Annotated in this window: 23 protein-coding genes; 8 read left to right on the forward strand and 15 right to left on the reverse strand. The window is 71.4% G+C overall.

Features of this window, described 5'->3' with window-relative positions; genetic code table 11:
* The 11 genes from C5H89_RS05180 to C5H89_RS05230 all read right to left on the reverse strand — a co-directional run bounded on the left by C5H89_RS05180 (position 1) and on the right by C5H89_RS05230 (position 12,858).
* A complete protein-coding gene (locus C5H89_RS05180; protein WP_104105985.1) occupies positions 1-2,097 on the reverse strand; it encodes an MMPL family transporter in 2,097 nt (698 codons plus the stop codon).
* 95 nt (positions 2,098-2,192) lie between these two features.
* Positions 2,193-3,161, reverse strand: a complete 969-nt coding sequence (locus tag C5H89_RS05185) for an SDR family oxidoreductase (RefSeq protein ID WP_104105986.1) — start codon at positions 3,159-3,161, stop codon at positions 2,193-2,195.
* On the reverse strand, positions 3,158-4,120 hold the full coding sequence (locus C5H89_RS05190) for a bile acid:sodium symporter family protein (protein ID WP_104105987.1): 963 nt from the start codon (positions 4,118-4,120) through the stop codon (positions 3,158-3,160). The genes C5H89_RS05185 and C5H89_RS05190 overlap by 4 nt, the downstream gene beginning before the upstream one ends.
* The gene (locus tag C5H89_RS05195) at positions 4,117-5,448 is read right to left on the reverse strand and encodes an NAD(P)/FAD-dependent oxidoreductase (RefSeq protein ID WP_104105988.1); all 1,332 of its coding nucleotides are present in this window, start codon (positions 5,446-5,448) and stop codon (positions 4,117-4,119) included. The genes C5H89_RS05190 and C5H89_RS05195 overlap by 4 nt, the downstream gene beginning before the upstream one ends.
* A complete protein-coding gene (locus C5H89_RS05200) occupies positions 5,445-7,301 on the reverse strand; it encodes an AMP-dependent synthetase/ligase (RefSeq protein WP_104105989.1) in 1,857 nt (618 codons plus the stop codon). The genes C5H89_RS05195 and C5H89_RS05200 overlap by 4 nt, the downstream gene beginning before the upstream one ends.
* 143 nt (positions 7,302-7,444) lie before the next feature.
* Positions 7,445-8,353, reverse strand: a complete 909-nt coding sequence (locus tag C5H89_RS05205; RefSeq protein ID WP_104105990.1) for a sucrase ferredoxin — start codon at positions 8,351-8,353, stop codon at positions 7,445-7,447.
* A 1-nt stretch (position 8,354) separates the two neighbouring features.
* Positions 8,355-9,458, reverse strand: a complete 1,104-nt coding sequence (locus C5H89_RS05210) for a cupin domain-containing protein (RefSeq protein WP_104105991.1) — start codon at positions 9,456-9,458, stop codon at positions 8,355-8,357.
* Between the two features lie 2 nt (positions 9,459-9,460).
* Positions 9,461-9,658 carry a hypothetical protein gene (locus tag C5H89_RS05215; RefSeq protein ID WP_104105992.1) on the reverse strand — a complete coding sequence of 66 codons (198 nt, stop codon included), beginning with the start codon at positions 9,656-9,658 and terminating at the stop codon, positions 9,461-9,463.
* Positions 9,659-9,744: 86 nt separating this feature from the next.
* The gene (locus C5H89_RS05220; RefSeq protein ID WP_104106090.1) at positions 9,745-10,887 is read right to left on the reverse strand and encodes an acyl-CoA dehydrogenase family protein; all 1,143 of its coding nucleotides are present in this window, start codon (positions 10,885-10,887) and stop codon (positions 9,745-9,747) included.
* The gene (locus tag C5H89_RS05225; protein ID WP_104105993.1) at positions 10,884-11,924 is read right to left on the reverse strand and encodes an LLM class F420-dependent oxidoreductase; all 1,041 of its coding nucleotides are present in this window, start codon (positions 11,922-11,924) and stop codon (positions 10,884-10,886) included. Before C5H89_RS05225 ends, C5H89_RS05220 begins: the two co-directional genes overlap by 4 nt.
* A gap of 97 nt (positions 11,925-12,021) precedes the next feature.
* A complete protein-coding gene (locus C5H89_RS05230; RefSeq protein WP_104105994.1) occupies positions 12,022-12,858 on the reverse strand; it encodes a hypothetical protein in 837 nt (278 codons plus the stop codon).
* A 165-nt stretch (positions 12,859-13,023) separates the two neighbouring features.
* On the opposite strand from C5H89_RS05230, the gene C5H89_RS05235 reads away from it, so the two are divergent.
* Positions 13,024-13,443 (forward strand): MerR family transcriptional regulator, encoded by a 420-nt coding sequence (locus tag C5H89_RS05235; protein WP_104105995.1) that lies wholly within the window; start codon positions 13,024-13,026, stop codon positions 13,441-13,443.
* A gap of 8 nt (positions 13,444-13,451) precedes the next feature.
* Positions 13,452-14,459, forward strand: a complete 1,008-nt coding sequence (locus C5H89_RS05240; protein WP_104105996.1) for an aldo/keto reductase — start codon at positions 13,452-13,454, stop codon at positions 14,457-14,459.
* 12 nt (positions 14,460-14,471) lie between these two features.
* On the opposite strand, the gene C5H89_RS05245 is transcribed toward C5H89_RS05240, so the two are convergent.
* Together C5H89_RS05245 and C5H89_RS05250 are read right to left on the reverse strand one after the other, a co-directional pair.
* Positions 14,472-16,229, reverse strand: coding sequence for an ABC transporter ATP-binding protein (locus C5H89_RS05245; RefSeq protein WP_104105997.1), 1,758 nt, complete (start codon positions 16,227-16,229; stop codon positions 14,472-14,474).
* Positions 16,226-17,950 carry an ABC transporter ATP-binding protein gene (locus C5H89_RS05250; protein WP_205304864.1) on the reverse strand — a complete coding sequence of 575 codons (1,725 nt, stop codon included), beginning with the start codon at positions 17,948-17,950 and terminating at the stop codon, positions 16,226-16,228. The genes C5H89_RS05245 and C5H89_RS05250 overlap by 4 nt, the downstream gene beginning before the upstream one ends.
* A gap of 162 nt (positions 17,951-18,112) precedes the next feature.
* Here C5H89_RS05250 and C5H89_RS05255 point away from each other — a divergent pair, with 162 nt between their 5' ends.
* A complete protein-coding gene (locus C5H89_RS05255) occupies positions 18,113-19,192 on the forward strand; it encodes a glycerophosphodiester phosphodiesterase family protein (protein ID WP_205304865.1) in 1,080 nt (359 codons plus the stop codon).
* Positions 19,193-19,241: 49 nt separating this feature from the next.
* Here the strand turns inward: C5H89_RS05255 and C5H89_RS05260 are convergent, their stop codons facing one another.
* Positions 19,242-19,532: a hypothetical protein gene (locus C5H89_RS05260; RefSeq protein ID WP_104105999.1), complete on the reverse strand. Its 291-nt coding sequence runs from the start codon at positions 19,530-19,532 to the stop codon at positions 19,242-19,244.
* The gene (locus tag C5H89_RS05265) at positions 19,529-20,731 is read right to left on the reverse strand and encodes a PspC domain-containing protein (RefSeq protein WP_162799216.1); all 1,203 of its coding nucleotides are present in this window, start codon (positions 20,729-20,731) and stop codon (positions 19,529-19,531) included. The genes C5H89_RS05260 and C5H89_RS05265 overlap by 4 nt, the downstream gene beginning before the upstream one ends.
* A 145-nt stretch (positions 20,732-20,876) precedes the next feature.
* Between C5H89_RS05265 and C5H89_RS05270 the strand changes: the two genes are divergently transcribed.
* From C5H89_RS05270 to C5H89_RS05290, 5 genes are all read left to right on the forward strand, one after another.
* Positions 20,877-22,163, forward strand: coding sequence for an ATP-binding protein (locus C5H89_RS05270; protein WP_205304866.1), 1,287 nt, complete (start codon positions 20,877-20,879; stop codon positions 22,161-22,163).
* A 1-nt stretch (position 22,164) separates the two neighbouring features.
* Positions 22,165-22,872 carry a response regulator transcription factor gene (locus C5H89_RS05275; RefSeq protein ID WP_275887101.1) on the forward strand — a complete coding sequence of 236 codons (708 nt, stop codon included), beginning with the start codon at positions 22,165-22,167 and terminating at the stop codon, positions 22,870-22,872.
* Positions 22,873-22,935: 63 nt separating this feature from the next.
* Positions 22,936-24,315, forward strand: a complete 1,380-nt coding sequence (locus tag C5H89_RS05280) for an APC family permease (RefSeq protein WP_205304867.1) — start codon at positions 22,936-22,938, stop codon at positions 24,313-24,315.
* 3 nt (positions 24,316-24,318) lie between these two features.
* Positions 24,319-24,777: a universal stress protein gene (locus C5H89_RS05285; RefSeq protein ID WP_104106003.1), complete on the forward strand. Its 459-nt coding sequence runs from the start codon at positions 24,319-24,321 to the stop codon at positions 24,775-24,777.
* A 43-nt stretch (positions 24,778-24,820) separates the two neighbouring features.
* A complete protein-coding gene (locus C5H89_RS05290) occupies positions 24,821-25,177 on the forward strand; it encodes a hypothetical protein (protein ID WP_104106004.1) in 357 nt (118 codons plus the stop codon).
* Positions 25,178-25,185: the final 8 nt, after the last annotated feature.

Consider the following 25,185-nt stretch of genomic DNA (forward strand, 5'->3'; position numbering starts at 1 on the left):
TCAGGGCACGGACTCCAGGTCGGGAGCCGCCGAGGGCTGGACCGTGTGGTCGGCGCGGTCCAGCTTGCTGGGCCACCAGATCCGGCCTCCCAGGTCGAGGTTGATCGCGGTGACCAGCACCGAACGGACGACCATGGTGTCCAGGATGACGCCCAGCGCGACGGCGAACCCGAGCTCGGCGAGGAAGACCACCGGGATGGTGCCCAGGACCGCGAACGTCGCCGCCAGGACCAGGCCGGCCGAGGTGATCACGCCACCCGTCGAGGTCAGGGCCACCAGGGACCCGGACCGGGTGCCCCGGGTCTGCGTCTCCTCGCGGACCCGGGTCATCAGGAAGATGTTGTAGTCGATCCCCAGGGCGACCAGGAAGACGAACGCGAACAGCGGGAACGACGGGTCGGAACCGGCGAACCCGAAGACGTACTCGAAGAACAGCGCCGAGAGGCCCATCGCGGCACCGAAGGAGAGCACCACGGTGGCCACCAGGATCAGGGGCGAGACGATGGCCCGGAGCAGCACGATGAGGATCAGGAACACCAGCACCAGGATGGTCGGGATGATCACCTGGTTGTCGCGGGTCGACGCCTCCTTGGTGTCGAGGTAGAACGCCGAGCCGCCGCCCACCAGCGCGTCGGCACCCGGCACGGCGTGGGTCGCCTCCCGGATGGCCTCCACCGCGTCGAAGGCAGCCGGTGAGGAGACGTCGTGGTCGAGCACCGCCTCGACGTAGGCGACGTCCCCGATCACGACCGGGTCGCTGGGCGACGCGATGCCCTCGACCCCGGCCATGGCCTGGCGCACCGCGTCGCCCTGCGCGGCGTCGGCGACCACCTGCACCGTGTTGGACCGGTCCACCAGACCGTGCTCCTCCAGGGCCTGCTGGCCGGTGATCGACTGGAACTCGCGGGTGTAGGAGTCCTCGGTCGACAGCCCGCTGGTGTCCAGGCGGAGCAGGCCCAGGCAGGCGACGGCGAGCAGCAACGACGTCGCCACCCAGACCGTGCGCGGCCGGACCGCGATCCGGCGGCCGACCCGCGCCCAGATGCCGGACTGGGTCGGCTCGGGGGAGCCGAAGGACGGCCCGCGGGGCCAGAAGACCCAGCGACCGCAGATCACCAGCAGCGCCGGGAGCAGGGTCACCATGACGAGGAAGGTGACGCTGATCCCTATCGCCGCGACCGGGCCCAGGCCCGCGGTGGAGTTCATCTCCGCCAGCATCAGGCACAGCATCCCCAGCACCACGGTCGCGGCACTGGCCAGGATGGCCGGAGCGGCGCGGTGCAGCGCGAACGCCATCGCCTCGTGCCGGTCCTCGTGCCGGCGCAGCTCCTCCCGGTAGCGGGCCACCAGCAGCAGGGCGTAGTCGGTCCCGGCTCCGATCACCAGGATCGTCAGGATGGCGTAGCTCTGCCCGTTGACCGTCAGGTCGGCGTACTTGGCGAGGAAGTAGATCAGCGCCTGGGAGGAGAACAGGGCCACTCCGGCACACAAGATCGGCAGGATCCACAGCACCGGGCTGCGGTAGGTGAGGAGCAGGATGACGATGACGATCGACAGCGTGGAGAACAGCAGCGTGGTGTCGATGCCGCCGAATGCCTCGGCGGAGTCCGCGGCCTGGCCACCGGCGCCCGCGATGTAGACGTCGCCGCCGCTGATCCCTGCGATCTCCTTCAGCTCGTCCGCGGCGTCGGGCAGGCTGTTCCAGCCGTCCGAGCCGAAGTTGAAGGTGACGATGGTCTGCAGCGCCTCGCCGTCCTCCGAGGGCAGCGGTCCGACGACCTCGCCCTCGACGCCCTCGAGCTCGGCGAACCTCTTGGCGTCCTCGGTGGCCGCCGCGAGGTCCTGCTCGGTGAGTCCCGAGCTCTTCTCGTAGACCACGACCGTGGGGATGGAGTTCGGGTCCTGGAAGGAGGTCAGCTTCTCCAGGGCACGCGTGGACTCGGCGCTCTCCGGCAGCCACGAGGAGGCCTCGTTGTTCTGCACGTCGACGAGCTTGGCCGCGAACGTGCTCGCGACCACCGTGACGACCAGCCACAGGGCCAGCACCAGCCACTTGGTGGCGCGCCCCGTGAGGATTCCGGCGATCTGTCTGTGCATCGGTCCAGTGGAGCAGGACTCCGGGGTCGGCGCATCAGGGTTTTCCCCTAGGCGCCGGGCTTTTACCCCATCGGGCGTAGCCCTGAGGTAGCGGGTCAGGCCTCGGGGCCGGTCAGCCCCCGGGCCCGCTGCCAGGCACCGAACGCCTCCGCGCTGGTGCGCGAGGGCACCAGGCCCAGCACCGTCTTGAGCCGGGTGTTGTCCAGCACCGGCCGGAAGGCCAGGAAGACCGTCTGCTCCGGACCGTACGCCGTCAGCCCGAGCCGCTTGCCCACCGCCAGCACCGCGCGCAGCACCGGCTCCGGGATCGCGATGGTGGGCTTGCCCATCGCGGCGGCGATCTGGTCGACGGTCAGGGCGCCGTCGCCGGCGACGTTGAAGATGCCGGTCACCTCCCCGGTGGCGGCCAGCTCGATCGCCGCCACCACGTCGGTGTCCCAGATGAACACGAACGGGGAGGCTGCTCCGGCGATCTTGAGCAGCCGCTTCTTCTCGAACAGGGCGGTGATCTGGTTGTCCACCCGGGCCCCCAGGATCGTGCCGATCCGCAGCACCACCTGCTCCAGCTCGGGGTGGCTCACGCGCAGGTCGGCGAGCATCTCCTCCACCAGCCGCTTGTGGTCGCTGTAGGCGAACTCGACGTTGCCGCGGACCGGGTCGTCCTCGGTGAGCCAGCCGCCCCGGGCCGCGCCGTTGTCCTGGTGGTAGCCGTAGGCGGCGCCGGAGGAGGAGACCACCACCCGGCGTACGCCGTGGGCCAGGCAGGCGTCCAGCACGTGGCGGGTGCCGGTGACGTCGACCGCGTACTCCTTCTCCCGCGAGCTGTCCTTGCCGGGGGTGACGATGGAGGCCAGGTGCACCACCACCTCCACGTCCCGGCCGGCGAAGGCGGCGTCCACGGCTGTCGCGTCGGTGACGTCCATCAGCAGGTGCTCGACACCCGGCACGGACGTCGGGGGTGCGGCGAGGTCGCCGCTGAGGACCTCGTGGCCCGAGGTGGCGAGACCCCGCACCACAGAGCTGCCGAGGAAGCCGTTGCCGCCGGTGACCAGGATGCGCGTCATGCCAGAGCCTTTTCGGCCGGGGCGTCGGAGCGGGACCGGTGCCGCCACCACTGGGCCACCGCGAGGCCGGCGATGATGTCCCAGATGCCCCACCAGGCGGCGACCAGGGCCATGCCGCCGAGGCCGTCGAAGTAGGTGAAGACGAGCAGCAGCCCCAGCCCGGCGTTGCGGATGCCGACCTCGAAGGTCATCGCCTTCGTGCTGGCCGTGGGCAGCCTGGTGGCCCTGGCGATCCCGTAGCCCAGCAGCAGGGCCAGGGCGTCGTGCGCGAAGACCGCCAGCACCACGACGCCGATGTGGTCGACGAAGATCGACCAGTTGTTGGCCACGCCGACCACGATCACCGCACCCAGCCCGAGGAAGGCCACCGGGCCGACGACCTTCCCGGCGCGGGAGGCGATCGAGGGCCAGAGCCGGGCGATGGCGATGCCGGCCGCGAAGGGGACCCCGATGACCAGGCCGATCTCGACCAGCATGTCCACCGCGGAGAGCTCGATGTCCTCCAGCACCTCCTTGCCGGTCGGGTGCAGGGCGCCCCAGAAGGCCATGTTGAGCGGCATCAGGAAGATCGCCAGCACGTTGCCGAGCGCGGTCATGGAGACCGAGAGCGCCACGTCGCCACGGGCCCGGTGGGTCAGGATGTTGGACACGTTGCCCGGGGGGCAGCACGCCACCAGGATCATGCCCAGCGCGACGGAGCCGCGCACGTCGAGCAGCAGGGTCAGCCCGAAGGTGAGGGCGGGCAGCAGCAGGAACTGCGCGATGACGCCGATGGCGATGGTGCCCGGGCGCCGGAGGGCGAGGGCGAAGTCCTCGAGCCTGGTGTCGAGCGCGATGCCGAAGAGGATGGCGCCGATGACGATCTTGAGGGTGGTCAGCGAGCCCTCCTCGAACGCGATCTTGACGCTGTCGACGTCGTCGACCAGCACCGTCAGGTCGGCGATCAGCGGGGCGATCACTGGGGTGCCTCCAGGCTCTCGGTCGCGGCGCGCACTGCGCCGCGGTAGGCGTCCTTGTTGACGTAGTAGCTCATCCGCTCCAGTCCCAGGTAGTGGTAGCCACCGCTCAGGTCGGGCCGCGGGCCGCGGGCCTGCTCCTCGAACGCTCGGGCCCGTTCCGGTCGATCGGCGCGCGCCGCGAGGTAGCCGGCCACCAGCTCTGCCTGCTCGTAGCGCCCCTGCCAGCCGATCCCGCTGGCCTCGATCATGCCGAGCACGAAGAGGCCGGGGGCGCTGCTGGGGAAGATGTTGAGGTAGAGGTCGGGCGCGGTCCCGGTGCCCGGGCCGGCCCAGTCGATCAGCCCAGGGTCCAGGAACGGATAGTGCAGGTGGTAGCCGGTGGCCAGCACCACCACGTCGTACCCCGCCCGCTCGCCGTCGGCGAAGACCACGCCGTCGCCGTCCAGGCGGCCGATGTCGGGCCGGACCCGGATGTCGCCGTGGCCGACGTGGTGCAGCACCAGCGAGTTCACCACCGGGTGGGACTCATAGATCTTGTAGTCGGGCTTGGGGAAGCCGAAGCGGACCGGGTCGCCGGTGAAGAGCTTGAGCACCCGGGAGTCGATCGCCTGCTTGATCCGCGCGGGCAGCGGCTTGCCCTGGTTGAGGGTGTCGGAGGGCCGACCGAAGAGGTACTTGGGGACGAAGTAGTAGCCGCGACGGACGCTGATGTCGACCGAGGCGGCGTGGTGCACCGCGTCGACGGCGATGTCGCAGCCGGAGTTCCCGGCGCCGATGATCAGCACCCGTTTCCCCGCGAAGACCTCGGCCCGCTTGTAGGCGCTGGTGTGGAAGAGCTCGCCGTCGAAGGAGCCCGGCAGGTCGGGGACCGCGGGCTCGCTGAGCGTGCCGTTGGCGACCAGGACGCTGGCGTGCCGCTCGGTGCGGCTGGTGCCGTCGGGCTCGGTGCTGGTCACCAGCCACCCGTCGCCCTCGGGCACGACCTGGGTGACCTCGGTGCCGAACCGGAAGCCCTCACGGAGACCGAAGTGGTCGGCGAAGTCGTTGAAGTAGCGCAGCAGCTCGCGGTGGCTGGGGTAGTCGGCGACGCCGGGGGCCATCGGGAGCTCGGCGAACTCGGTGGTGGTGCGCGAGGAGATGAGGTGCGCGGAGTCGTAGACGGTGCTGCGTGGCCCGCTGATGTCCCACAGTCCCCCCACGCCCGGGGCCAGCTCGTAGCCGGTCCAGGGCAGACCGCGCTTGTCCAGGTTGCGGGCCGCGGCCAGGCCGGTGGGCCCGGCGCCGATGACGGCATGGGTGTGCGGGGGCCAGCCGGAGTGGCCGCTCACGCGTAGAGCGCGTCCACGATGTCGGAGTACTTTCGGTTGACCACCCGGCGCTTGAGCTTCAGGGTGGGGGTCAGCTCCTCGGACTCGGCCGTCCACTCGTTGCCGAGCAGCTCGAAGGCCTTGACCTGCTCGGGGCGGGAGAGTCGCTCGTTGGCCTTGTCGACGGCGTCCTGGACCAGCTTGCGGATCTCCGGCCGGCTCGCGAGGTCGGCGAGGTCGGTGAACTCCAGCCCCATCTGCTGGGCCACGATCGGGGCCACCTCGCCGTCGAGGGTGAGCACGGCGACGACGTAGGGCCGGCTGTCGCCGATGGCCATCGCGTGCCCGACGATCGGGGACTCCTTGAGGTAGTTCTCGATGTTGGAGGGCGCGATGTTCTTGCCCGCGGAGGTGATGATCAGCTCCTTCTTGCGGTCCACGATCGAGACGAAGCCGTCGGGGTCGATGGTGCCGATGTCGCCGGTGTGCAGCCAGCCGTCGGCGTCGACCAGGGCGCGGGTGGCGTCGGACTGGCGGTGGTAGCCCGGGGTGTTGACCGGACCGCGCACCAGCACCTCGCCGTCCTCGCCCAGCACCACCTCCATGCCCGGCGTGGCCCGGCCCACCGTGCCCATCCGGAAGCCGCCGGGCCCGTTGGCGGTGACGGCGCCGCACGTCTCGGTCATGCCGTAGACGTCGTAGACCTTGAGCCCCAGGCCGGCCATGAAGCGGGTGGTCTCCACCGGCATGGGCGCCGAGGCGGAACCCGCCCAGCGCACCTGGTCCAGGCCCAGCAGCAGCTTCAGGAAGCCCAGGATCGCCGCTTCCGCCTGCTGGTAGGCCTCCTCGACCGCGGGCGTCATGGTGCCGCCGACCTCCTGGGCCTCGACCCAGGCGAGCCCGGCGGCCATCGAGTCCTGCACCATCTTGACGTTGTCGGGATTGGGGTCCGCGGCCAGCTTGGCCGCGATCCCGGTCTGGATCTTCTCCCACACCCGGGGCACGCCGAAGAAGGCAGTGGGGTGCACCTCGCCGAGCGTGGCCAGCAGCTCGGAGGGGTCCGCGATGCAGTACTGGTGGCTGCCCTGCATCTGGGGGCCGTAGACGCCCAGGATGCGCTCGGCGATGTGGGCCAGCGGCAGATAGCTGATCTGGGTCTGACGCTCCTCGGCCAGGCCGGCGGCCTCCAGCGTGCTGACCGCCTCGTACTGCACGTTGTGGTGGGTCAGCACCACGCCCTTGGGGTTCCCGGTGGTGCCGGAGGTGTAGAGGATGGTGGCCGTGGTCTCCGGGGTGACCGCGGCGTGCCGCTCCTCGAGCTCTCCCGGGTTCTCGGACCGACGGGCCCGTCCGGCCTCGATGAGCTGGTCCCAGGTGGTGTAGCGGTCGCCGGCCGGCGCGTCGGCCTCGATCAGCACCACCTTGATGCCGGGTTCGCTGTCCAGCGCCGTCTTCCAACGGGCGAGGTGGTCCTCGCCCTCCAGGATCGCCACCTTCGCGCCGGAGTGCTCGGCGATGTAGGAGACCTGCTCGGGGGAGAGGGTGTTGTAGATCGACATCGGGATCGCGGCTGCGTGCACCGAGCCCATGTCGGCCAGGACATGCTCGATCCGGTTGGTGGCCATCACCGCCACCGGGTCTCCCGGCTGGACGCCGAGGGCGGCCAGGCCCTCGGCCACGTCGAGAGCCGCCTCCCGGGTCTGGGACCAGGTCAGCGTCCGCCACCCCTCCGCCACCCCATTACGGTCCGAGTACGCCGGCTCGTCGGCGTACCGCTGGGCGGTCTCGGCCAGGGAGTCGATGAGCGTTCGTCCCTCGACGAGCTCCTGGATCCGGGCGCGCTCGGCGAGGACCTGGTCGTTGGCGGCGTTCATGGGTGGTGGACCTCCATCAGTGGTTGTGACGTGAGTCTCACCACTGTGCGCGGTCGGCGCAAGCAAAACACTTGTAACAAGTTCTAAATTTCTTGGGCGTCCTGCCTAGGTGCTCGTCGCCGGTGGCGGCGTACGACGGGAGATCAGTCGAGCGAGATGCTGACGACGTCGTGCTGGGGCACCGGGTCGGGCCGCACCGCGGCACAGGTGAGCCGATGGGGCTCTCCGGAGAAGCTCCGCCGCAGCACCACCTCGGCCTCCTCGGTCCGGTGGTGGCCCACGGCAGTGACCGCGAACCGGGCGGTGGTCAGCGCGCCCTGGGTGGTGCGTGCCAGTGGCACCACGTCGTCCAGGCCGGTGAGCCCGAGGTGGTGGCGCAGGGCGATCTCGGCCGACTGCACGACCATCGGCAGGTCCGACCGACCGCGCAGGTTCTCCAGCACGAGCCTGCCCCGGCCGTGGGCGCGACCAACCTCGAGCGCGGTGTCGGGATCCAGGCCGCCGTAGTAGAGCCCTCGGGGCAGCACCAGCACGTTGCCGGCGAACCGGTCGCCGCCGATGTGGGAGCACTCCCACACCTGATCCGCCAGGGCAGGGTCGGCCGAGAGCGCCCGCGCGACGGGCCGACCGCGCTCGGCGCAGCACACGTCGTGGCGCCCGTGGGTGCACACCGCCAGCACCGGCTCCTCGTGGGTCTCCAGCCCCGCGTGCTCGCCGCGGGCCAGTGCCACGAGGTCGAGGTCGGCCACCTCGGCGATGCCGTCGAGAGTGGCCGTGCCCAGCCAGGAGTCCGGCCCGGCCACCCTGGCCGCGAAGACCCGCACCGCCCGGTCGTTGCTGCGCCCGGTCCTGCGGATGAGCAGCACCCGGGTGCGGGCGCGATGGGCCTCCGCGCGCAGCCGCTCACCGAGCCCGTCGGGGAGCCGGGCGTCGCGCAGCGCGTCCACGCCCCAGGGCCCGGGGTGCTGGAGCAGCAGGAAGCTGCGCACCGTGGAGGCGGTGCCGGCCAGGTCGTCGTCGCGGATCCGGCTGGCCACGGAGCAGCGGAACATGTCAGGCAATCCGGAGCAGCCCCTCCCGGACGAGTCGGCGGCACAGCACCACGGCGCTGGGGAGGTCGAGGACCCCCTCGAGGTCGCCGGGGACGAGGGTGTCGCGGCGCGCCACCTCCTCCAGGGCGGGTCGCAGCCGGGCGGGTACCACGAGCACCCGGTCGCCCAGCAGCACCCGGAGCCGGTCGTCGGCATCCTCGAGGACGCACGGGACCCCCGGCCGGCGCTCCAGGCGGGTGTCCCGGTCCAGCGCAGCCAGGGCGACCCGGTCCACCAGCGACCCGGCCAGCCGGGGCGGTCGGCTGGTGAGGAACCGGCGTACCTGCCGCTCCGCGACGGCTCCGGGCGCCTGGGCGCGTACGGCGTCCGCGACGGCCGCCAGGTGCGGCGCGAGGCCCTCGGTCAGCACCGACGGGTCCTGGAGGTAGCCGGCGGGCAGGTGGGTGCCGGGCACCTGGGCCACGGCCTCCGCCACGGCCCGCTCGACCAGGGCCCGCCAGGTGAGCTGGTTGATCCCCAGGGTCACGTGCAGCGACATCGACTCCTGGGCGCGGGCGGCATGCGGAGTCCCGGTCGGGAGGTAGGCCACGACTCCGGGCTCCAGCAGCAGCTCGGCGCCGTCGATCTCCCACAGCTTGGTGCCGTGGGTCTGGAACACGAACACGTCGTGGCTGTCGCTGTGCACGGCGAAGCCCTGCGCGCCGGGAGGGGTCAGGTAGGCGTTCGCCTGGCACGGGTGCCCGAGCTCCAGCTCGAGCTGTGCCACCAGGTCCGCCAGCGGGGGCCAGTAGCGCTGCAGGCCCTGCAGCACCACGGTGGCGCCGTCGTCCAGCAGGCCCAGCAGCTTGGCCGGGTCCACCAGCCCGGTCAGGGGACGGCCGGCGAGGCTGCCGCCGCGGGTGTAGCCCGACTCGGGCAGCACCGCGCCGTCCCGGGCGACCCGGACGGCGGGCGTCCGGATGGCGCTGGAGGTGAGTAGTCGGTCGACGTCGGCGAGCCCCAGCAGACCGGTCAGCGCCGCCGGCTCGGTGTGGTGCACGTGCACCCGTGATGCCCAGGTCTTGGTGAGGAAGGCCTGGGCATCACCGGTCAGCAGGTCGAGCATGCTCAGAGCGCGGCGCCGTCCGTGCCGTCGGCGTCACCGGAGTCGGTCCCGTCGGCGTCACCGGAGTCGCCGTCGGTCCCGTCCGTCCCGTCGGCATCGGTGCCGTCGGCGTCGCCGAGGCCGGGGGTCGTGCCGGTCAGGTCACCCTGCTCGGTGCTCATCTGGTCGTCGCTCAGCGGCTCGTCCGGAGTCGTCGTCATGTGGCCATCTCCTCGATGCACTGCCTCGGCAGCGGGCCCGCCAAGGCTCTCGTGAGGGGTAGGTACCCAGTTGCCGCCCCCGCGACTCAGATGCCCAGGGAACGGCCGATGATCTCCTTCTGGATCTCGGTGGTCCCGCCGTAGATGGTGGAGATCCGGCTGTCCACGTAGGCCTTGGCGATGGGGTACTCGCGCATGTAGCCGTAGCCACCGTGCAGCTGCACGCCCTGGTTGACCAGCTTGTTCTGCAGCTCGGTGGCCCACCACTTGATCATCGCCGCGTCCACCGCGGTGAGCTCCTTGTCCAGGTGCTTGCGCAGGCAGTCGTCGAGGAAGGCTCGGGCCACCCGCGCCTCGGTGGCCATCTCGGCCAGCAGGAAGCGGTTGTGCTGGAACTTGCCGATGGGGCGACCGAACGCCTCGCGCTGACGGGCGTAGTCGATGCAGAGCTCGACGACGTACTCGGCCGCCGCGACCGCCTGGGCGCCGATGATCAGTCGCTCCTGCGGCAGGTTCATCATCAGGTAGATGAAGCCCTGGCCGGCCTCGCCCAGCAGGTTCTCCTTGGGCACCCGGACGTCGGTGAACGACAGCTCCGCGGTGTCCTGGGCGTGCATGCCGATCTTGTCCAGGTTGCGGCCCCGCTCGAAGCCGGCCATGCCGCGCTCCACCACGAGCAGGCTGATGCCCTGGTGGCCGGCCTCGGGATCGGTGCGCGCCACCACGATCACCAGGTCGGCGTTGATGCCGTTGGAGATGAAGGTCTTGGAGCCGTTGAGGACGAAGTGGTCACCGGCGTCCACCGCGGTGGTGCGGATGCCCTGGAGGTCCGAGCCGGCACCGGGCTCGGTCATCGCGATCGCGGTGATGATCTCCCCGGACACGCAGCCGGGCAGCCAGCGCTGCTTCTGCTCCTCGCTGGCCAGGGTGACCAGGTACGGCACGATGATGTCGGTGTGCACCGAGAAGCCCGGGCCGCTCGCGCCCACCTTGGTGGCCTCCTCGGAGACGATCACGTTGAACCGGAAGTCGTCGATCCCGGGGCCGCCGTACTCCTCGGGCACGTCGAAGCAGAGCAGTCCTGCGGTCCCGGCCTTGCGCCACAGCTCCCGGGGCACGATGCCGTCGGCCTCCCACTGGTCGTGGTGCGGCACCACCTCCTTCTCCAAGAAGGTGCGCACGGTCTGCCGGAAGTCGTCGTGCTCGGCCTCAAAGACGCTGGTGGTCATGAGGTCCACTCCTTCACCTTGGCGATGGCGCCCAACGGGTCCTCGGACGCCGGATAGATGTTGAGGCTGGTGACACCGGCTTCGGCGAAGGCCGCGATCCGCTCCTTGACGTAGGACTCCGGCCCGACCAGGTTCGCCGCCTCCAACCAGTCGGTGGGGATCAGCGCCTCTGCTTCCTTCTTCTTGCCCGAGAGGTAGAGGTCCTGGATCTCCTCGGCCTCGCCCTCGTAGCCGTAGGACTTCGCGACGTCGTTGTAGAAGTTCTTGCCCTTGGCCCCCATGCCGCCGACGTAGAGCGCGAACATCGGGCGCATGAAGTCCAGCAGTGCCTTGGTCTCGGGCCCCTCGCCGATGGCGAGCATCCCTCCGGCGGTGATCTGCAGCGGTCCCAGGTCGGCCGAGCGCTGGGCCCGGCCCGCCTCGAGCGCGTCGCCCCACACCAGGTGCGCCTTCTCGGGGTGGAACAGGTGCGGGATCCAGCCGTCGGCGATGCTCGCTGCCTGCTCCACGCTCTTGGGGCCCAGCGCGGCGATGAAGATCGGCACGGTGTCCCGCTCGGGGTGGGTCAGGATCTTCAGCGGCTTGCCCAGGCCGGTGACCGCCCCGTGGTCGCGGTCCAGCGGCAGGTGGAAGATGCCGTCGGAGGTCAGCTTCTCGCGCTTGAGGCCGCGGCGGACCAGGTCGATGACCTCGGCGGTACGGCCCAGCGGCTTGGCGTAGGGGACGCCGTGGAAGCCCTCGATCACCTGCGGGCCCGAGGCCCCGAGACCGAGGATGGCGCGTCCGCCCGAGACGTTGTCCAGCCCCGCCACCGTCTGCAGCAGCGCACCCGGGGTTCGGGAGTAGATGTTGAGGATCGCGGAGCCGATCTCGACCGTCTCGGTCTTGGCGGCCAGGTAGCCCATCAGGGTGGGGGAGTCGAAGCCGTAGGCCTCGGCCACCCACACGGTGTCCAGCCCGGCCTTCTCGTACGACGCGACGGTGTCGGCCGCCTGTCGCGGGTTGCCGTCGTACATCAGCGTCGTGGAGAGCTTCATTCGGATCCTCTTCGGGTAGGGCGCGGCGCGTCGGACTGTGACAGAACCACTGTCACAGTAACCGGTGTCACAGTAGCAAGGGACCCTTCGGGTGCGGCTACAGACAGGGCAGGGCGCCCAGGCGGGCCAGGCCGGCGAGGTCGCCCTCGCCGAACCTGGTCACCGCGGTGCCGTCGGTGTCCATCAGCTCGCCCGGGTCCTCCACGTGGTCGAGCCCGACCAGGTGGGCGAACTCGTGGTCCACGATCGGCTGCAGCTGGTGGCCGGTGAAGGCGGAGGAGCCGAAGACCTCGGTGTCGAGCACGACCCGGCCGGTGACGTACTGCGCGTGGCCGGGGAAGACCGGCAGCGCCGCGCTCCCGGCGACCCCGGCCACGTTGCCGGCCAGGGGCTCGTACTCGTCCTCGGTGGCCCAGCCGACCAGCACCGGGGGCCGGCCCGCCACGTCGCCGTCGAGGTCGAAGTTGCGGGAGTCGGTGAGCCCCACGTACTCGAACACCAGGCCGCTGGCCTCGCTGACGCGCTCCACCGAGGTCTCGACGTACTCCAGGTAGTCCTCTGGGGCGCCGGCGGCGTTGACCTCGTAGCGGATCGGGGTGCACGGGTCGTAGCCGATCGGCTCCGGTGACCCCTGCTGGTGCTGCATGAACGTGTAGTGGGCGCCGGGTACGTCGCCGGTCGGGGTGACCTCGATGCCGAACAGCTCCCGCACGCGCGCCACCTGCGGGTCGGTGGAGGTGAGGAAGCCCGCGACCAGCAGCACCAGCACCACGCCCAGGCCCACCAGCGCCGGGCCGTAGGTGCGCCGGGGTCGGGGTCGCGCAACGGTGAAGGGACTCGCGCCCAGCCCGTGCCGGGCGTCGAGGCGGTCCAGGGCACGCAGCTGCTCCTCCATCCAGCGCGCGCGGCGCCGCTGCTCCCGACGGTCGCCCATCCTGAGTCCCCTTCCCAAGGTCTGCCGGGGCGATTCTCGCGGCATGCCGGTCCTCGGAGCTGGCGAACCGGTGAACTTCGCCGAGTCCCGGCTATCGGGTGCCCGGCCCGTGGGCAGGCGCGGCACAGGGGTTGACCCTCAGTGGGCTCCGGGGAGACTGGGACGATGACCACGGGGACGACCAGCGGGACCAGCACCGGCCTGACCATCGCAGAGGCCGCGGACCGCGCGGGACTCAGCGTGGACACGCTGCGCTACTACGAGCGCGACGGCCTGCTGCTGCGCCCGGTCGGGCGCTCCGCGACCGGGCACCGGCGCTACGAGCAGGCCGACCTGCGCTGGATCGAGATGGTGACCAGGCTCCGGGCCACCGGCATGCCGATCCGCGACGTACGCCGGTACGCCGCCATGGTGCGCGAGGGCAGCGGCAACGAGGACGCCCGGCTGGACCTGCTGCGCGCCCACCGGGCGACGGTGCTGGCCCGGCTCAGCGAGGTCACCGAGCACCTGGGCGCGATCGAGGCCAAGATCGGGAACTACGAGGCCGTCGCCGGCCTTGACGTGGAGCGCGCTCCAGGGGCTTGAGTGGAGCCATGACCCTCACCACACGCACCCTCGGAACCACCTCCGCCCTCACCGTCTCGACCCTCGGCCTCGGCTGCATGGGCATGTCGGAGTTCTACGGGACCCCGGACGAGCAGGGCGGGATCGACACCATCCACCGCGCCCTGGACCTGGGCGTCACCTTCCTCGACACCGCAGACATGTACGGCCCGTTCACCAACGAGCAGCTGGTCGGGCGGGCGATCGCCGGCCGGCGCGACGAGGTGCAGCTCGCCACCAAGTTCGGCAACGAGCGCGCCGTCGACGGCACCATGCTCGGCATCAACGGCCGCCCGGAGTACGTGCGCAGCGCGTGCGACGCCTCCCTGCAGCGCCTCGGGGTCGACCACCTCGACCTCTACTACCAGCACCGGGTCGACCGCTCGGTGCCGATCGAGGACACCGTGGGAGCGATGGCCGAGCTCGTCGCCGCCGGCAAGGTGCGGCACCTGGGTCTTTCCGAGGCCTCCGCGGAGACCATCCGCCGGGCGCACGCGGTGCACCCGCTCACCGCCCTGCAGACCGAGTACTCGCTGTTCACCCGCGACCTGGAGGAGACCATCCTGCCGACCCTGGTCGAGCTCGGGATCGGCCTGGTGCCCTACTCCCCGCTGGGCCGGGGCATCCTCACCGGGCGGATCACCAGCGACTCCTCGCTCTCGGAGACCGACTCGCGCCGCTCGGGGTACTTCCCCCGCCTCAGCGGCGAGAACCTGGCCGCCAACCTGAGGCTGGTGGACCGGGTCCGGGAGATCGCCGACCGGCTCGGCTGCACACCGGGCCAGCTCGCGCTGGCCTGGGTGCTGGCGCAGCAGGAGCGGGCGGGGACCGGGGTGGTCCCCATCCCGGGGACCAAGCGGGTCGCCTACCTGGAAGAGAACGTGGGCGCTGCTGACCTCACCCTCAGCGACGCCGACCTGGACGCCCTGACCGAGGCCGTGCCGCGCGACGCGGTGGCCGGGGACCGGTACGGGGACATGGCCTCCATCGACTCCTGAGGCGGGCCGTCCTCAGTCCCGCCCGTGCCAGGAGTCCCAGAGCGCGGCGTACGACCCGCCGGCGGCGACCAGCTCTTCGTGCGAGCCGAGCTCGGAGATGACACCGTCCTCGACCACCGCGACGCGGTCGGCGTCGTGGGCGCTGAAGAGCCGGTGCGCGATCGCCACCACCGTGCGTCCGTGCAGGACGGCGGCCAGCGAGCGCTCCAGGTGGCGAGCGGCGCGCGGGTCGATCAACGAGGTCGCCTCGTCGAGGACCAGGGTGTGCGGGTCGGCCAGCACCAGCCGGGCCAGCGCGATCTGCTGGGCCTGCGGTGCGGACAGCGTGACTCCGCCTGATCCCACCTCGGTGTCCAGGCCCTGGGGGAGTGCCTGGACCCAGTCCAGGGCGTCGACTGCCGCCAGGGCTGCCAGCACGTCGTCGTCGGTCGCGACCCGTCCCTCGGGCACCGCCAGGGCCAGGTTCTCCCGCACCGAGCCGACGAAGACGTGGTGCTCCTGGGTGACCAGGGCGACGTGGCCGCGCAGGTCGGCCAGGGGCAGCTCGGTCAGGCCCACACCGCCCACGGTCACCGATCCGGTGCGGGGTGGGTGGATGCCGGCCAGCAGACGTCCGAGCGTCGACTTGCCCGCCCCGGAGGGACCGACCATGGCGATCCGCTCGCCCGCACCGATGTCGATCGACACCCCGTGCAGCACGTCGCGGCCCTCCACGTAGGAGAACCGGACGTCGGAGGCCTCGAGCCGCTCGTCCAGGGGCTGGGCGTCGGTGGCCTCGCGGTCGTCGGGGACCTGGGCCACACCGAGCAGCCGAGCCAGGGAGGCGGCGCCCATCTGCAGCTCGTCGAGGATGGACACGATCCGGTCCACCGGGTCGATCAGCATCTGCACGTAGAGCGTGGCCGCGGTGACCTCTCCGAGGCTGACGCTGCCCCGGGTGTAGAGCCAGCCGCCGAACAGCAGCGTGGCCACGGTCGGCAGCAGGTAGGAGATCTCCATGCTGGGGAAGAACCGGGTGCGCAGGGACAGGGTGTAGCGCTCGGCGTCGAAGGAGGCCTTGCAGTCCGCGTCGATCTGCCGGATCCGCTCCTCGGAGAGGCCGAGCGCCTCGACCGTGCGGGCGCCCTCCACGGTCTCGCTGAGCGTGGCGTTGATCTGGGAGTACGACGCCGACTCGCGCAGGTAGCCGTCCTTGGCCCGCGCCAGGTACCAGCGCAGGCCCACCACGAGCGGCGGCAGCGCGAGCAGGCAGGGCAGCGCCACCCACCAGCCGACGCTGATGGCGGCCGCCAACGTCAGCACGGCGGTGACCATCGCGATGGTCCACTCCGGCAGGGCCATCCGCACCGACCAGCCGAGCTGCTCCACGTCCCGGCTGGTGCGGGTCATCAGGTCGCCCGAGCCGGCCGACTCCACGGTGCTGATCGGCAGCGCCAGGGCGTTGTCCACGAAGTCCTCGCGCAGCTCGGCCAGCACCTGCTCGCCGAGCACCTGGCTGACCAGCCGGGCATAGCGGGTGATCACCGTCTGGGCCACCAGGAAGCCCGCGAGCACCATGATCACCTTGTCGACGTGGCCGACGGAGGTGCCGGTCTCGACCGCCTCGACGAGCTCGCCGAGCAGGCGCGGGGCCGCCAGCGCGGTGATGGCGGCCAGCACGTGCAGGGTCAGGGCGGTGACCAGGAGTCGGGGATGGCGTCGCCCGACGGACAGGGCGTAGCGGCCGACGTCCCGGCCCTGCGCGACCGGCAGCGAGGTCCCGACGCTCATTGCAGGACCTCCTCGGTCTCGCGGGTGACCACGGCGCGGTAGGCGGGACAGGAGTCCAGCAGCTCGGTGTGGGTGCCCGTGGCCACGATCTTGCCCTCGTCGAGCAGGACCACCTCGTCGGCGGCGTCGAGCATCAGCGGGCTGGTGGTGGTGACGACCGTGGTCCGGCCGGCACGGTGCTGGCGCAGGCGCGCCGCGATCCGTGCCTCGGTGTGGGCGTCGACCGCGGAGGTGGGCTCGACCAGGACCAGGATCTCCGGGTCGCCGGTGAGGGCGCGCGCCAGCACCAGGCGCTGGCGCTGTCCCCCGGAGAAGCTGCGGCCCCGCTCGGAGACCACGCTGTCCAGGCCCTCTGGCAGCGCCTCGAGCACGTCCTGCGCGCTGGCCGTGGCCAGGGCGGCGCGCACGGCCTCGACCCCGCCCTCCCCGCTCACGTCGAGCCGGTCGCCGAGGCGACCCGAGAACAGGGTGGCGCCGGTGTCGGAGACCACGATCCGCTCGCGCACCTCGCGGCGACGCAGCGCGGGCAGCGGCGTGCCGCCCAGCGTGACGTCGTGGTCGATCTCGGCAGCGGTCATCCCCAGCCGGTCCGCCAGCAGCGCCGACTCGTCGGGGCGCTCGCAGACCACGGCCACCAGGCGACCGGGGCCGACGCGCAGCCCCGTCCGGGCGTCATGCAGCTCCGAGCCGGGCGGCGGCGATGGTGCGGGGGTCTCGGGGTCGGTGTGATCGGGGGTCAGCGCCAGGACCGTGCACACGCGCCGGGCCGAGACACGGGCCCGGATGAACTTGTTGGCGTACTCGGTGACCGTGCGCAGCGGGATCATCAGGAACGCTGCGTAGCCGTAGAAGGCCACCAGCTCACCGACGCTGATCTCCCCGGCGACGGCGGAGCGGGCGCCCAGCCAGACCACCAGGACCACGAAGAAGCCGGGCAGGAAGACCTGGAGCGCTTCCAGGACCGACTGCAGCCGCGCCACCTCCACGCCGGCCCGCCGGGTCTCCTGGGACTGGCGGCGGTAGCGGCCCAGGAAGACCTGCTCGCCGCCGATGCCGCGCAGCACGCGGAGCCCGCTCACGATGTCGGTGGCGGTGTTGGAGAGCCGACCCATCAGGTGTCGCTGGTGGGCGCTGCGGTGCTGCAGCGGGCTCAGGATCGGACCGATGAGCAGCATCAGCAGCGGGACGCCGACCAGGACCACCAGCCCCAGGGTCACCGAGGTGCTGAGCAGGATCACCGAGACGAGGACGAACGAGACGACCGCCCCGGCGAAGCGCGCGGTCACGTCCATCACCTGGCCCAGGTGCGAGAGGTCGCTGGTGCCGATCGCGATCACCTCACCGGTGGAGACCTTCCGCGGCAGCGTGCCGCCCAGGTGGACGGTGTGCCGGCCGACCAGCTGCACCGTGCGGTACGCGGCGATGAGCCAGTTGGTGACCGCGAAGCGGTGTCGCATGATCCCGCAGAAGGCCTGGACCAGCCCGATCGCCAGCATCACCGAGGCCCAGACGAGCAGCTGGTCGAAGTCGCGGTCCGCCACGCCGTGGTCGATGGCTCGACCCAGGACCGCAGGCATCACGGCCTGGGCGCCCATCCACACGATCCCGAAGGCCATGCCGCCCGCCAGGGTCTGCCACTGGCCCTTGGCCAGCCACCACAGGAAGCGGCCCGGGGACCGATGGTCGGCGGTGCCGGGATCGGTCAGGGGCAGTTGGCGCACTCGGCCAAGGTTACGGTCCGACCCGGCGGGGCGGCGAATCAATTACGGCGCGGAGGGGGTGGCGGGGGACGCCCTGCGGTGGCGACCGGAATTCACCTGCTGGCCACCTCGGCGACCGGCACCCGTCGGCCCGACGCTGCCGGGCGACGCGACTGTTGCCCCATGGTCGCCCAGAAGCAGGCCCCGGCTCCCACTCGGAGCACCACCCGCAGCCTCGTCGTCACCCCGGCGGTGGTGGCGCACCGGGGCGCCAGCGGGCACCGGCCCGAGCACACCCTCGACGCCTACCGGACCGCGATCCGGATGGGCGTCGACGACATCGAGCTCGACCTGGTCATCACCGCCGACGGGGTGCTGGTGGCACGGCACGAGAACGAGCTCTCGCTGACCACCGACGTCGCCGAGCACCCCGAGCTCGCCCACCACCGCACCACCAGGGTCGTCGACGGACGCCCGGTGTCCGGCTGGTTCACCGAGGACCTGACCCTGGCGGAGGTCAAGCGGCTGGCTGCCCGGGAGCGCCACCCCGAGCTGCGCGCCCACAGCGCCTCCCACGACGGGGTGGAAGGCGTGCCCACCTTCAACGAGGTGCTGGCGGCGGTGGGCGCGGAGGCCAGTCGTCGGGGACGCACCGTGGGACTGATGGTGGAGCTCAAGCACCCGAGCCACTTCGCGGCCCAGGGTCTGCCCCTGGTGCCCCCGCTGCTGGCGGACCTGGCGCGGCACGGACTGGCCGACCCGCGCTCGCGGGTCAGCGTGATGTCCTTCGAGACGGGCGTCCTGCGGGAGCTCGCGGGGCTCTGCCGGCTCCCGCTGGTGCAGCTCCTCGAGGAGGGGGAGGGGAGCCCTTGGGACCTGGAGCTCGCCGGCGACCCGCGCACCTGGGCCGACCTGGTCTCCCCCGAGGGCCTGGCCTGGATCGCCGAGTACGCCGACGGGCTGGGGGTGGCTCGCTCGCTGGTGCTGCCGCGGGGCCCCGACGGGAGGCTGGGTGCTCCCACCGACCTGGTGCGCCGGGCTCACCGGCACTGGCTCACCGTGCACGTGTGGACGCTGCGGGCGGAGAACCGCTACCTGCCCAGCGACCTCTGCGGCCCCGGGGGACCCGAGGCGCACGGTGGCCTGGCCGCCGAGGTGCGAGCGTTCCTGGCGGCCGGGGTGGACGGGGTGATCACCGACCACCCCGACCACGTCGTGCCGGCGGTGCAGGGCCTGGGCACCCGCGGCGAAGTGGTGACCTGATGCAGCTGGCGGGGCCGCCCGCCGACATCGCTCCACCACTTCGGTTGGCTCAGCCCGAGCTGGAGCGACGAGTTCCGAACGCGGTCGCGAGCAGCCCGCCCAGCCCCGCCAGCACCCAGGGCACCGGGAGCAGCCACCGCAGGTCGTCGATGCGCACCAGGTCGCTGGAGATCAGGGCCCAGACCCCGACGAAGCTGAGGAAGGCGATGCCCATCACCAGGTGGGTGACGTCGAGCGGGTGCCGTCCGTCGGGCCGCTGGGCAGACTCGTCGGCGGCGTACGGCTCGGTGCTTCTCGGCCCGTAGGCGTCGAACGCCTCGGTGTTCTCGTGCTCAGTCATGGTCTCGCTCCCACCGTCTCGGTCTTCACAACGATCTCGCCCACGCCGATCTCGACGTCGAGCTCGATCAGGGGCTGGTCGTCTCTGCCCGCACTCGAGGCTGTGGCACTGGTGCCGATCCCGCCACGGTCGACGGTGTCGAAGAGCTCCAGATGCCCCGGACCCCCGACCTCCGCGTTCACGTCGGCGTCGAGTCCTTCGGGCAGCAGCACCTCGATCCTCCCGACACCGCCGGACAGGGTCACGTTGCGCCCGTCGAGGGCCCCGAGATCCTCCACCTCGCGCAGGTCCAGGACCAGCTCCCCGGTGTCCATCTCGTAGTCGCCCTGCACCTGCTCGGAGGAGAACGGGATGACCTCGAGCCGCTCACCGCGGAACTCCTCGGTCGCCATGCTTCCGGCCATCACGCTGGCGGCGACCAGACCGAGCAGGATCAGCCCGCCGGCTCTTCCGTAGAACGCCCCGACCAGGAGCATCACCGCGATCACCGCCAGGGCCAGGGCGGGGTAGGCGCTGTCCACCACCGGCGCTCCGGCCAGGTCGACGATGCCCAGCACGCCGACCGCCAGGGCGACCAGGGCGCAGGTGAACCAGAAGAGCATCGGCCCGCGCTTGCGGGGGTCCCGAGGCCGGGTCGGCGGTTGGTAGACCGGTTGGTACGCCGGCGGGCTCGGGGCCTCGGGTGGCGCGACGGGGGCGCCGTACGGCGTGCCGGCCGTGGGGTCGGGCGCCGGCCCGCGGGAGGACCGGGAGCCGTCGCGGAAGAACAACGCCCAGACCACGAGGGCGAGCAGGGCGAGCGGCCACGGGAACCAGTAGAGGTTCCAGGAGTCGCCGAGCAGCAGCAGCGCGGCCAGGATCCCGGCACCGATCACCGCGATGCCGCGGCTCCGCTCGTCCAGGGGGAGCGGGGCCTGGGTGGCACCGTCCTGGGGAAGCAGCAGCCACAGGGCGCCGTACAGCACGAGCCCGGCGCCGCCGAAGAACGCCAGCACCACGAAGGCGATGCGCAGGACCAGGGGGTCGACATCGAACTGCCGGGCGAGTCCGGCGGCGACGCCGGCGATCTTGCGGTCGTAGGGGCGGCGCAGCCGGCCGATGTCGCGCGCCTGCTCGCCGGTCACCCGGGGGCGGTCGGTTGGTGCGTCACCCGGTGGCGGGTTCGGCCCGGCTGGCCCGGGCATTGAGGTCTCTTCCATGTCTCCCAGCCTGTCGCCGAGTGCGCCTGTGCACCATCGGGGGAGACCCTGGTCCCGGCCTGGTGCGTGGCTGCCGGATCTCGGGGTCGCCTCGGGGGTGTGCCTCATGGTCGGTACGGCCCTCGCCTGCGACGATGGGTGGGTCATGACGACCGCCGACATACTCCCACCCTCGCCCGACACCTGGCCGCAGCCCCGGCGCGCGGTCCGGGACTCCGAGCGCCCCGTCCTGGGTGGGGTGGCCTCGGGCCTGGCGCAGCACCTGGCGCTGCCGGTGCTGTGGGTGCGCGTGGCCTTCGTCGCCGCGACCGCGCTGGGTGGCCTGGGCGTGGCCATGTACGCGGCGATGTGGCTCTTCCTGCCCTCGGACGCCCGGTTCGAGACCGCGGCGCCGGGCCTGGAGGGGGCCACCCGCAGCGGGAAGCGTCCCGGCCCGGTCTCCCGGCTCACCGACGTCGGGCCGGCCATCGCTCTGGGAGCGCTCGCCCTCGGACTGGTGCTGGCCTTCCAGGCGTTCGTGGGGGCCGGAGGCTTCCTCTGGCCCCTGGTCCTGGCCGGCGTCGGCGTCGCGCTGCTGTGGCGCCAGGCCGACGAGGCACAGCGGGAACGCTGGCTCGACACCACCGGTCGGATGGGCCCGCTGCGGGCGATCTTCGGCGCCGGGACCTGGGCCTCCTACCTGAGGATGGTCGCCGGAGCGTGCCTGGTCGCGGGCGCCATCACCGCGTTCGTGGTCAGCAACGCCGACCAGTCGCTGACCTGGGACGTCGCGCTGACCGCCGTGCTGGGCATCCTGGGGCTCGGCGTCGTCCTCGGGCCGTGGGTGCTGCGGCTGGCCTCCGACCTCGGGGCGGAGCGCGCTGAGCGCATCCGGACCCAGGAGCGCGCGGATGTGGCAGCCCATCTCCACGACTCGGTGCTGCAGACCCTGGCGCTGATCCAGAAGAATGCCCAGGACGGAGCCACCGTGGCCAGGCTGGCGCGTGCCCAGGAGCGCGAGCTGCGCTCGTGGCTCTACGTCGGGGAGTCGACCGGCCCGGAGACGGCCTTCGGCGCGGTGCGGGAGGCCGCGGCCCGGGTCGAGGACGAGCACGGCGTCTCGGTGGACGTGGTGACGGTGGGGGAGGATCCGCCCCTGACCGAGGTGCTGAGGCCCCTGGTTCACGCCTCCCGCGAGGCGATGGTCAACGCGGCCAAGCACGCGGGGACGGACCGGGTCGACGTCTATGCCGAGGCCGGGCCCGACGCGGTGGAGCTCTTCGTGCGCGACCGGGGGGCCGGGTTCGACCTGGCCACCGTGCCGGATGACAGGCTGGGGGTGCGGGCGAGCATCGTCGACCGCATGGAACGGCACGGCGGCACCGCGTCGGTCCGGTCCTCGCCCCGCGAGGGGACCGAGGTGCGGCTGCGGATGCCCGTGGAGGAGGACTGACGTGGAGAGCACGACACCGGTGCCCGGTACGCCGGGCGGCACCGAGGTCCGCGTGGTGCTGGTCGACGACCATGCGATGTTCCGCGCCGGAGTGCGCGCCGAGCTCGGCGCACTCGGCCCGGGCCTGGTGCACGTCGTCGCCGAGGCTGCGGACGTCGACGAGGCAGTGACCGCGATCGCCCGGCACCGTCCCGACGTGGTGCTGCTCGACGTCCACCTCCCGGGCGGTGGAGGCGTGGAGGTGATGTCCCGGCTGCAGGGCTCCGTCACGCGAGCCGCAGACGCGCCCGGCCCCCGCTTCCTGGCGCTGAGCGTGAGCGACGCCGCCGAGGACGTTATCGGCACGATCCGGGGCGGCGCCCGGGGCTACGTCACCAAGACCATCACCGGCCCCGAGCTGGTGGAGGCGATCCGCCGGGTCGCCGACGGGGATGCGGTCTTCTCACCCCGGCTCGCCGGCTTCGTGCTCGACGCGTTCGCCGGCTCCATCCAGGTGACCGCGGTGGACGAGGACCTGGACCGGCTGACCGAGCGGGAGCGCGAGGTGATGCGACTGATCGCTCGCGGCTACGCCTACAAGGAGGTGGCGCGTGAGCTGTTCATCTCCATCAAGACCGTCGAGACCCACATGTCCTCGGTGCTGCGCAAGCTGCAGCTGTCCTCACGCCACCAGCTGACCAAGTGGGCCTCGGACCGTCGTCTGCTCTGACGGCGCCGGCGTCGCGGTGCTCTGCCAGGTTTCGCGGGGGCCCACAACGGGCACCCGATCGGGGTGACTGAGACCAAGGACCCGGGCTCCGCGGAGCTGAAGCGGTCCATCACCGGGCGGCTCCTCTTCTTCTACGTCCTGGGGGACGTGCTCGGCTCCGGTGTCTACGTGCTGATCGGCGCCGTCGCCGGCGAGGTGGGTGGAGCCTTCTGGATCGCCTTCGCAGTGGGCGTCTCCATCGCGGCCATCACCGGGCTGGCCTACGCCGAGCTCGCCACCAAGTATCCCCAGGCGGCCGGTGCCTCCCTCTACGTCAACAAGGCCTTCGGCAACCAGGCGCTCACCTTCCTGGTCACCATCAGCTTCCTCTCGGCCAGCTTCGCCGCAGCCGGTTCCCTGGCGACCGGCTTCGCCCAGTACTTCGCCGAGCTGTGGACGCTCCCGCCGACACTGCTGGTGGCGTTGCTCTTCCTGCTGGCGCTCACGGTGATCAACTACCTGGGCATCACCGAGTCGGTGGTCGCCAACATGATCATGACGTGGGTGGAGATCGCCGGCCTGGTGATCATCATCGGCATCGGATTCTGGTACGCCGTGCAGGGCGATGCCGACTTCGGCGTGCTGACCGAGTTCGAGGTGCCGCAGGGCAGCAACGTCATCTTCGCGATCGTGGGAGGTGTGGCCCTGGCCTTCTTCTCGATGACCGGCTTCGAGAACGCCGTGAACGTGGCCGAGGAGACGATCGACCCAGAACGATCCATCCCCCGAGCGCTCATCGGCGGCATGGTGGCAGCCGGCATCATCTACGTGCTGGTCTCGATCGCCGCGGCGCTGACGGTGAACATCTCCACGCTCACCGATTCCGACGTGGCTCTCCTGGAGGTCATCAAGGCCGACCTGATCCCCATCCCGGTCGGGGTGATGACCACGGTGTTCACGATCATCGCGCTGATCGCCATCACCAACACCACCCTGGTCGCCGTCGTCACCCAGCCCCGCATCCTCTACGGCATGGCACGTGAGAACGTCGTGCCCCGGGTCTTCGGCAAGATCCACCAGGGCCGTCGCAGCCCCTGGGTGGGACTGATCTTCTCCGCAGTGATCCTGGTGCTGCTGCTGGTGATCGGCACCTGGGTCACCGAGGCCACCGACGGATCGGTGGACCTGGTGGCGCGCCTGGCCACCGTGACGGTGGTGTTCCTGCTGTTCATCTACGCCCTGGTGATCATCGCCTGTCTCAAGCTGACCGGGAGCGACGAAGGCGAGCAGACGTTCCGGGCCAACCGGCCCTTGCTCGGCTTCGGGCTGGTCGGCAACCTGATGCTGCTGGTCTACGTGGTGTGGGACGACCCGTCGTCCCTCCTCTGGTGCGGTGGCCTGGTGGCGGTGGGTCTCGTGCTCTACCTGGCACAGCTTGCGGTCAACAGCAGAAAGGCGGTCTGAACCATGCATGTGCTCATCGCGACCGACGGGTCGAAGCAGTCGCTGGCGGCAGCGAAATATCTCAAGTCCTTCGTGGACCCGACCAAGGTCGACAGCGTCACGGTGGTTGCGGTGATCCGCCCGCTGGCGGCCGTGCCGTTCGCCAACGACCTGGCGGGGCAGGAGCAGGAGAGCACCACCTCGTTCCGGGCCGCGGCCGATGGCGCGCTCGCCGAGATCGCCAGCACGTTCGACGGCTGGGGGCCCACGGTCCAGCGCAAGATCCGGAGCGGCTCGCCGGCCAACGAGATCCTCAAGCTGGCCAAGCAGCTCGAGGCGGGCCTGGTGGTGGTGGCCAGCGGCAGCCGCGGGATCAGTGACACCGTGATGCTGGGCAGCACGGCACAGCGGGTCCAGCAGTACGCGCCGTGCCCGGTGCTGGTGGTGCGCCCGAGTCCTCGCAGGCGGGGCGTCAAGGCCTGACCCGACGGTCCGCGAGAGCCCGCGAGATCGCTACCCTCAGGGCATGGACCTCCTTCGTCTCATCCTGCTCTTCATCCACATCCTGGGCTTCGCGGCCCTGCTCGGCGGCCTGCTCGTCCAGCTCTCGTCGTCCGAGAAGACGGTCAACGCCCTGATGCGCGACGGTGCCGGTACGGCGTTCGTCGCCGGCGTCGCGCTGGTGGGTGTCCTGGAGGCCGGGGACGGCGACGTCAACCACGTCAAGATCGCGGTCAAGTTCGCCATCTCGCTGGTCATCCTGGCCCTGGTCATGATCAACCTGCGCAAGCCCAGCATCCCCCAGGGCCTGTACCTCGGGCTGCTCGCGCTGACCGTGCTCAACATCGGGGTCGCCGTCTTCTGGTCGCCCGCGCACGCCTGAGGTGAGGC

Origin of the sequence: Nocardioides sp. 616, from assembly GCF_002930065.1 — a bacterium.
Lineage (GTDB): Bacteria > Actinomycetota > Actinomycetes > Propionibacteriales > Nocardioidaceae > Nocardioides > Nocardioides houyundeii.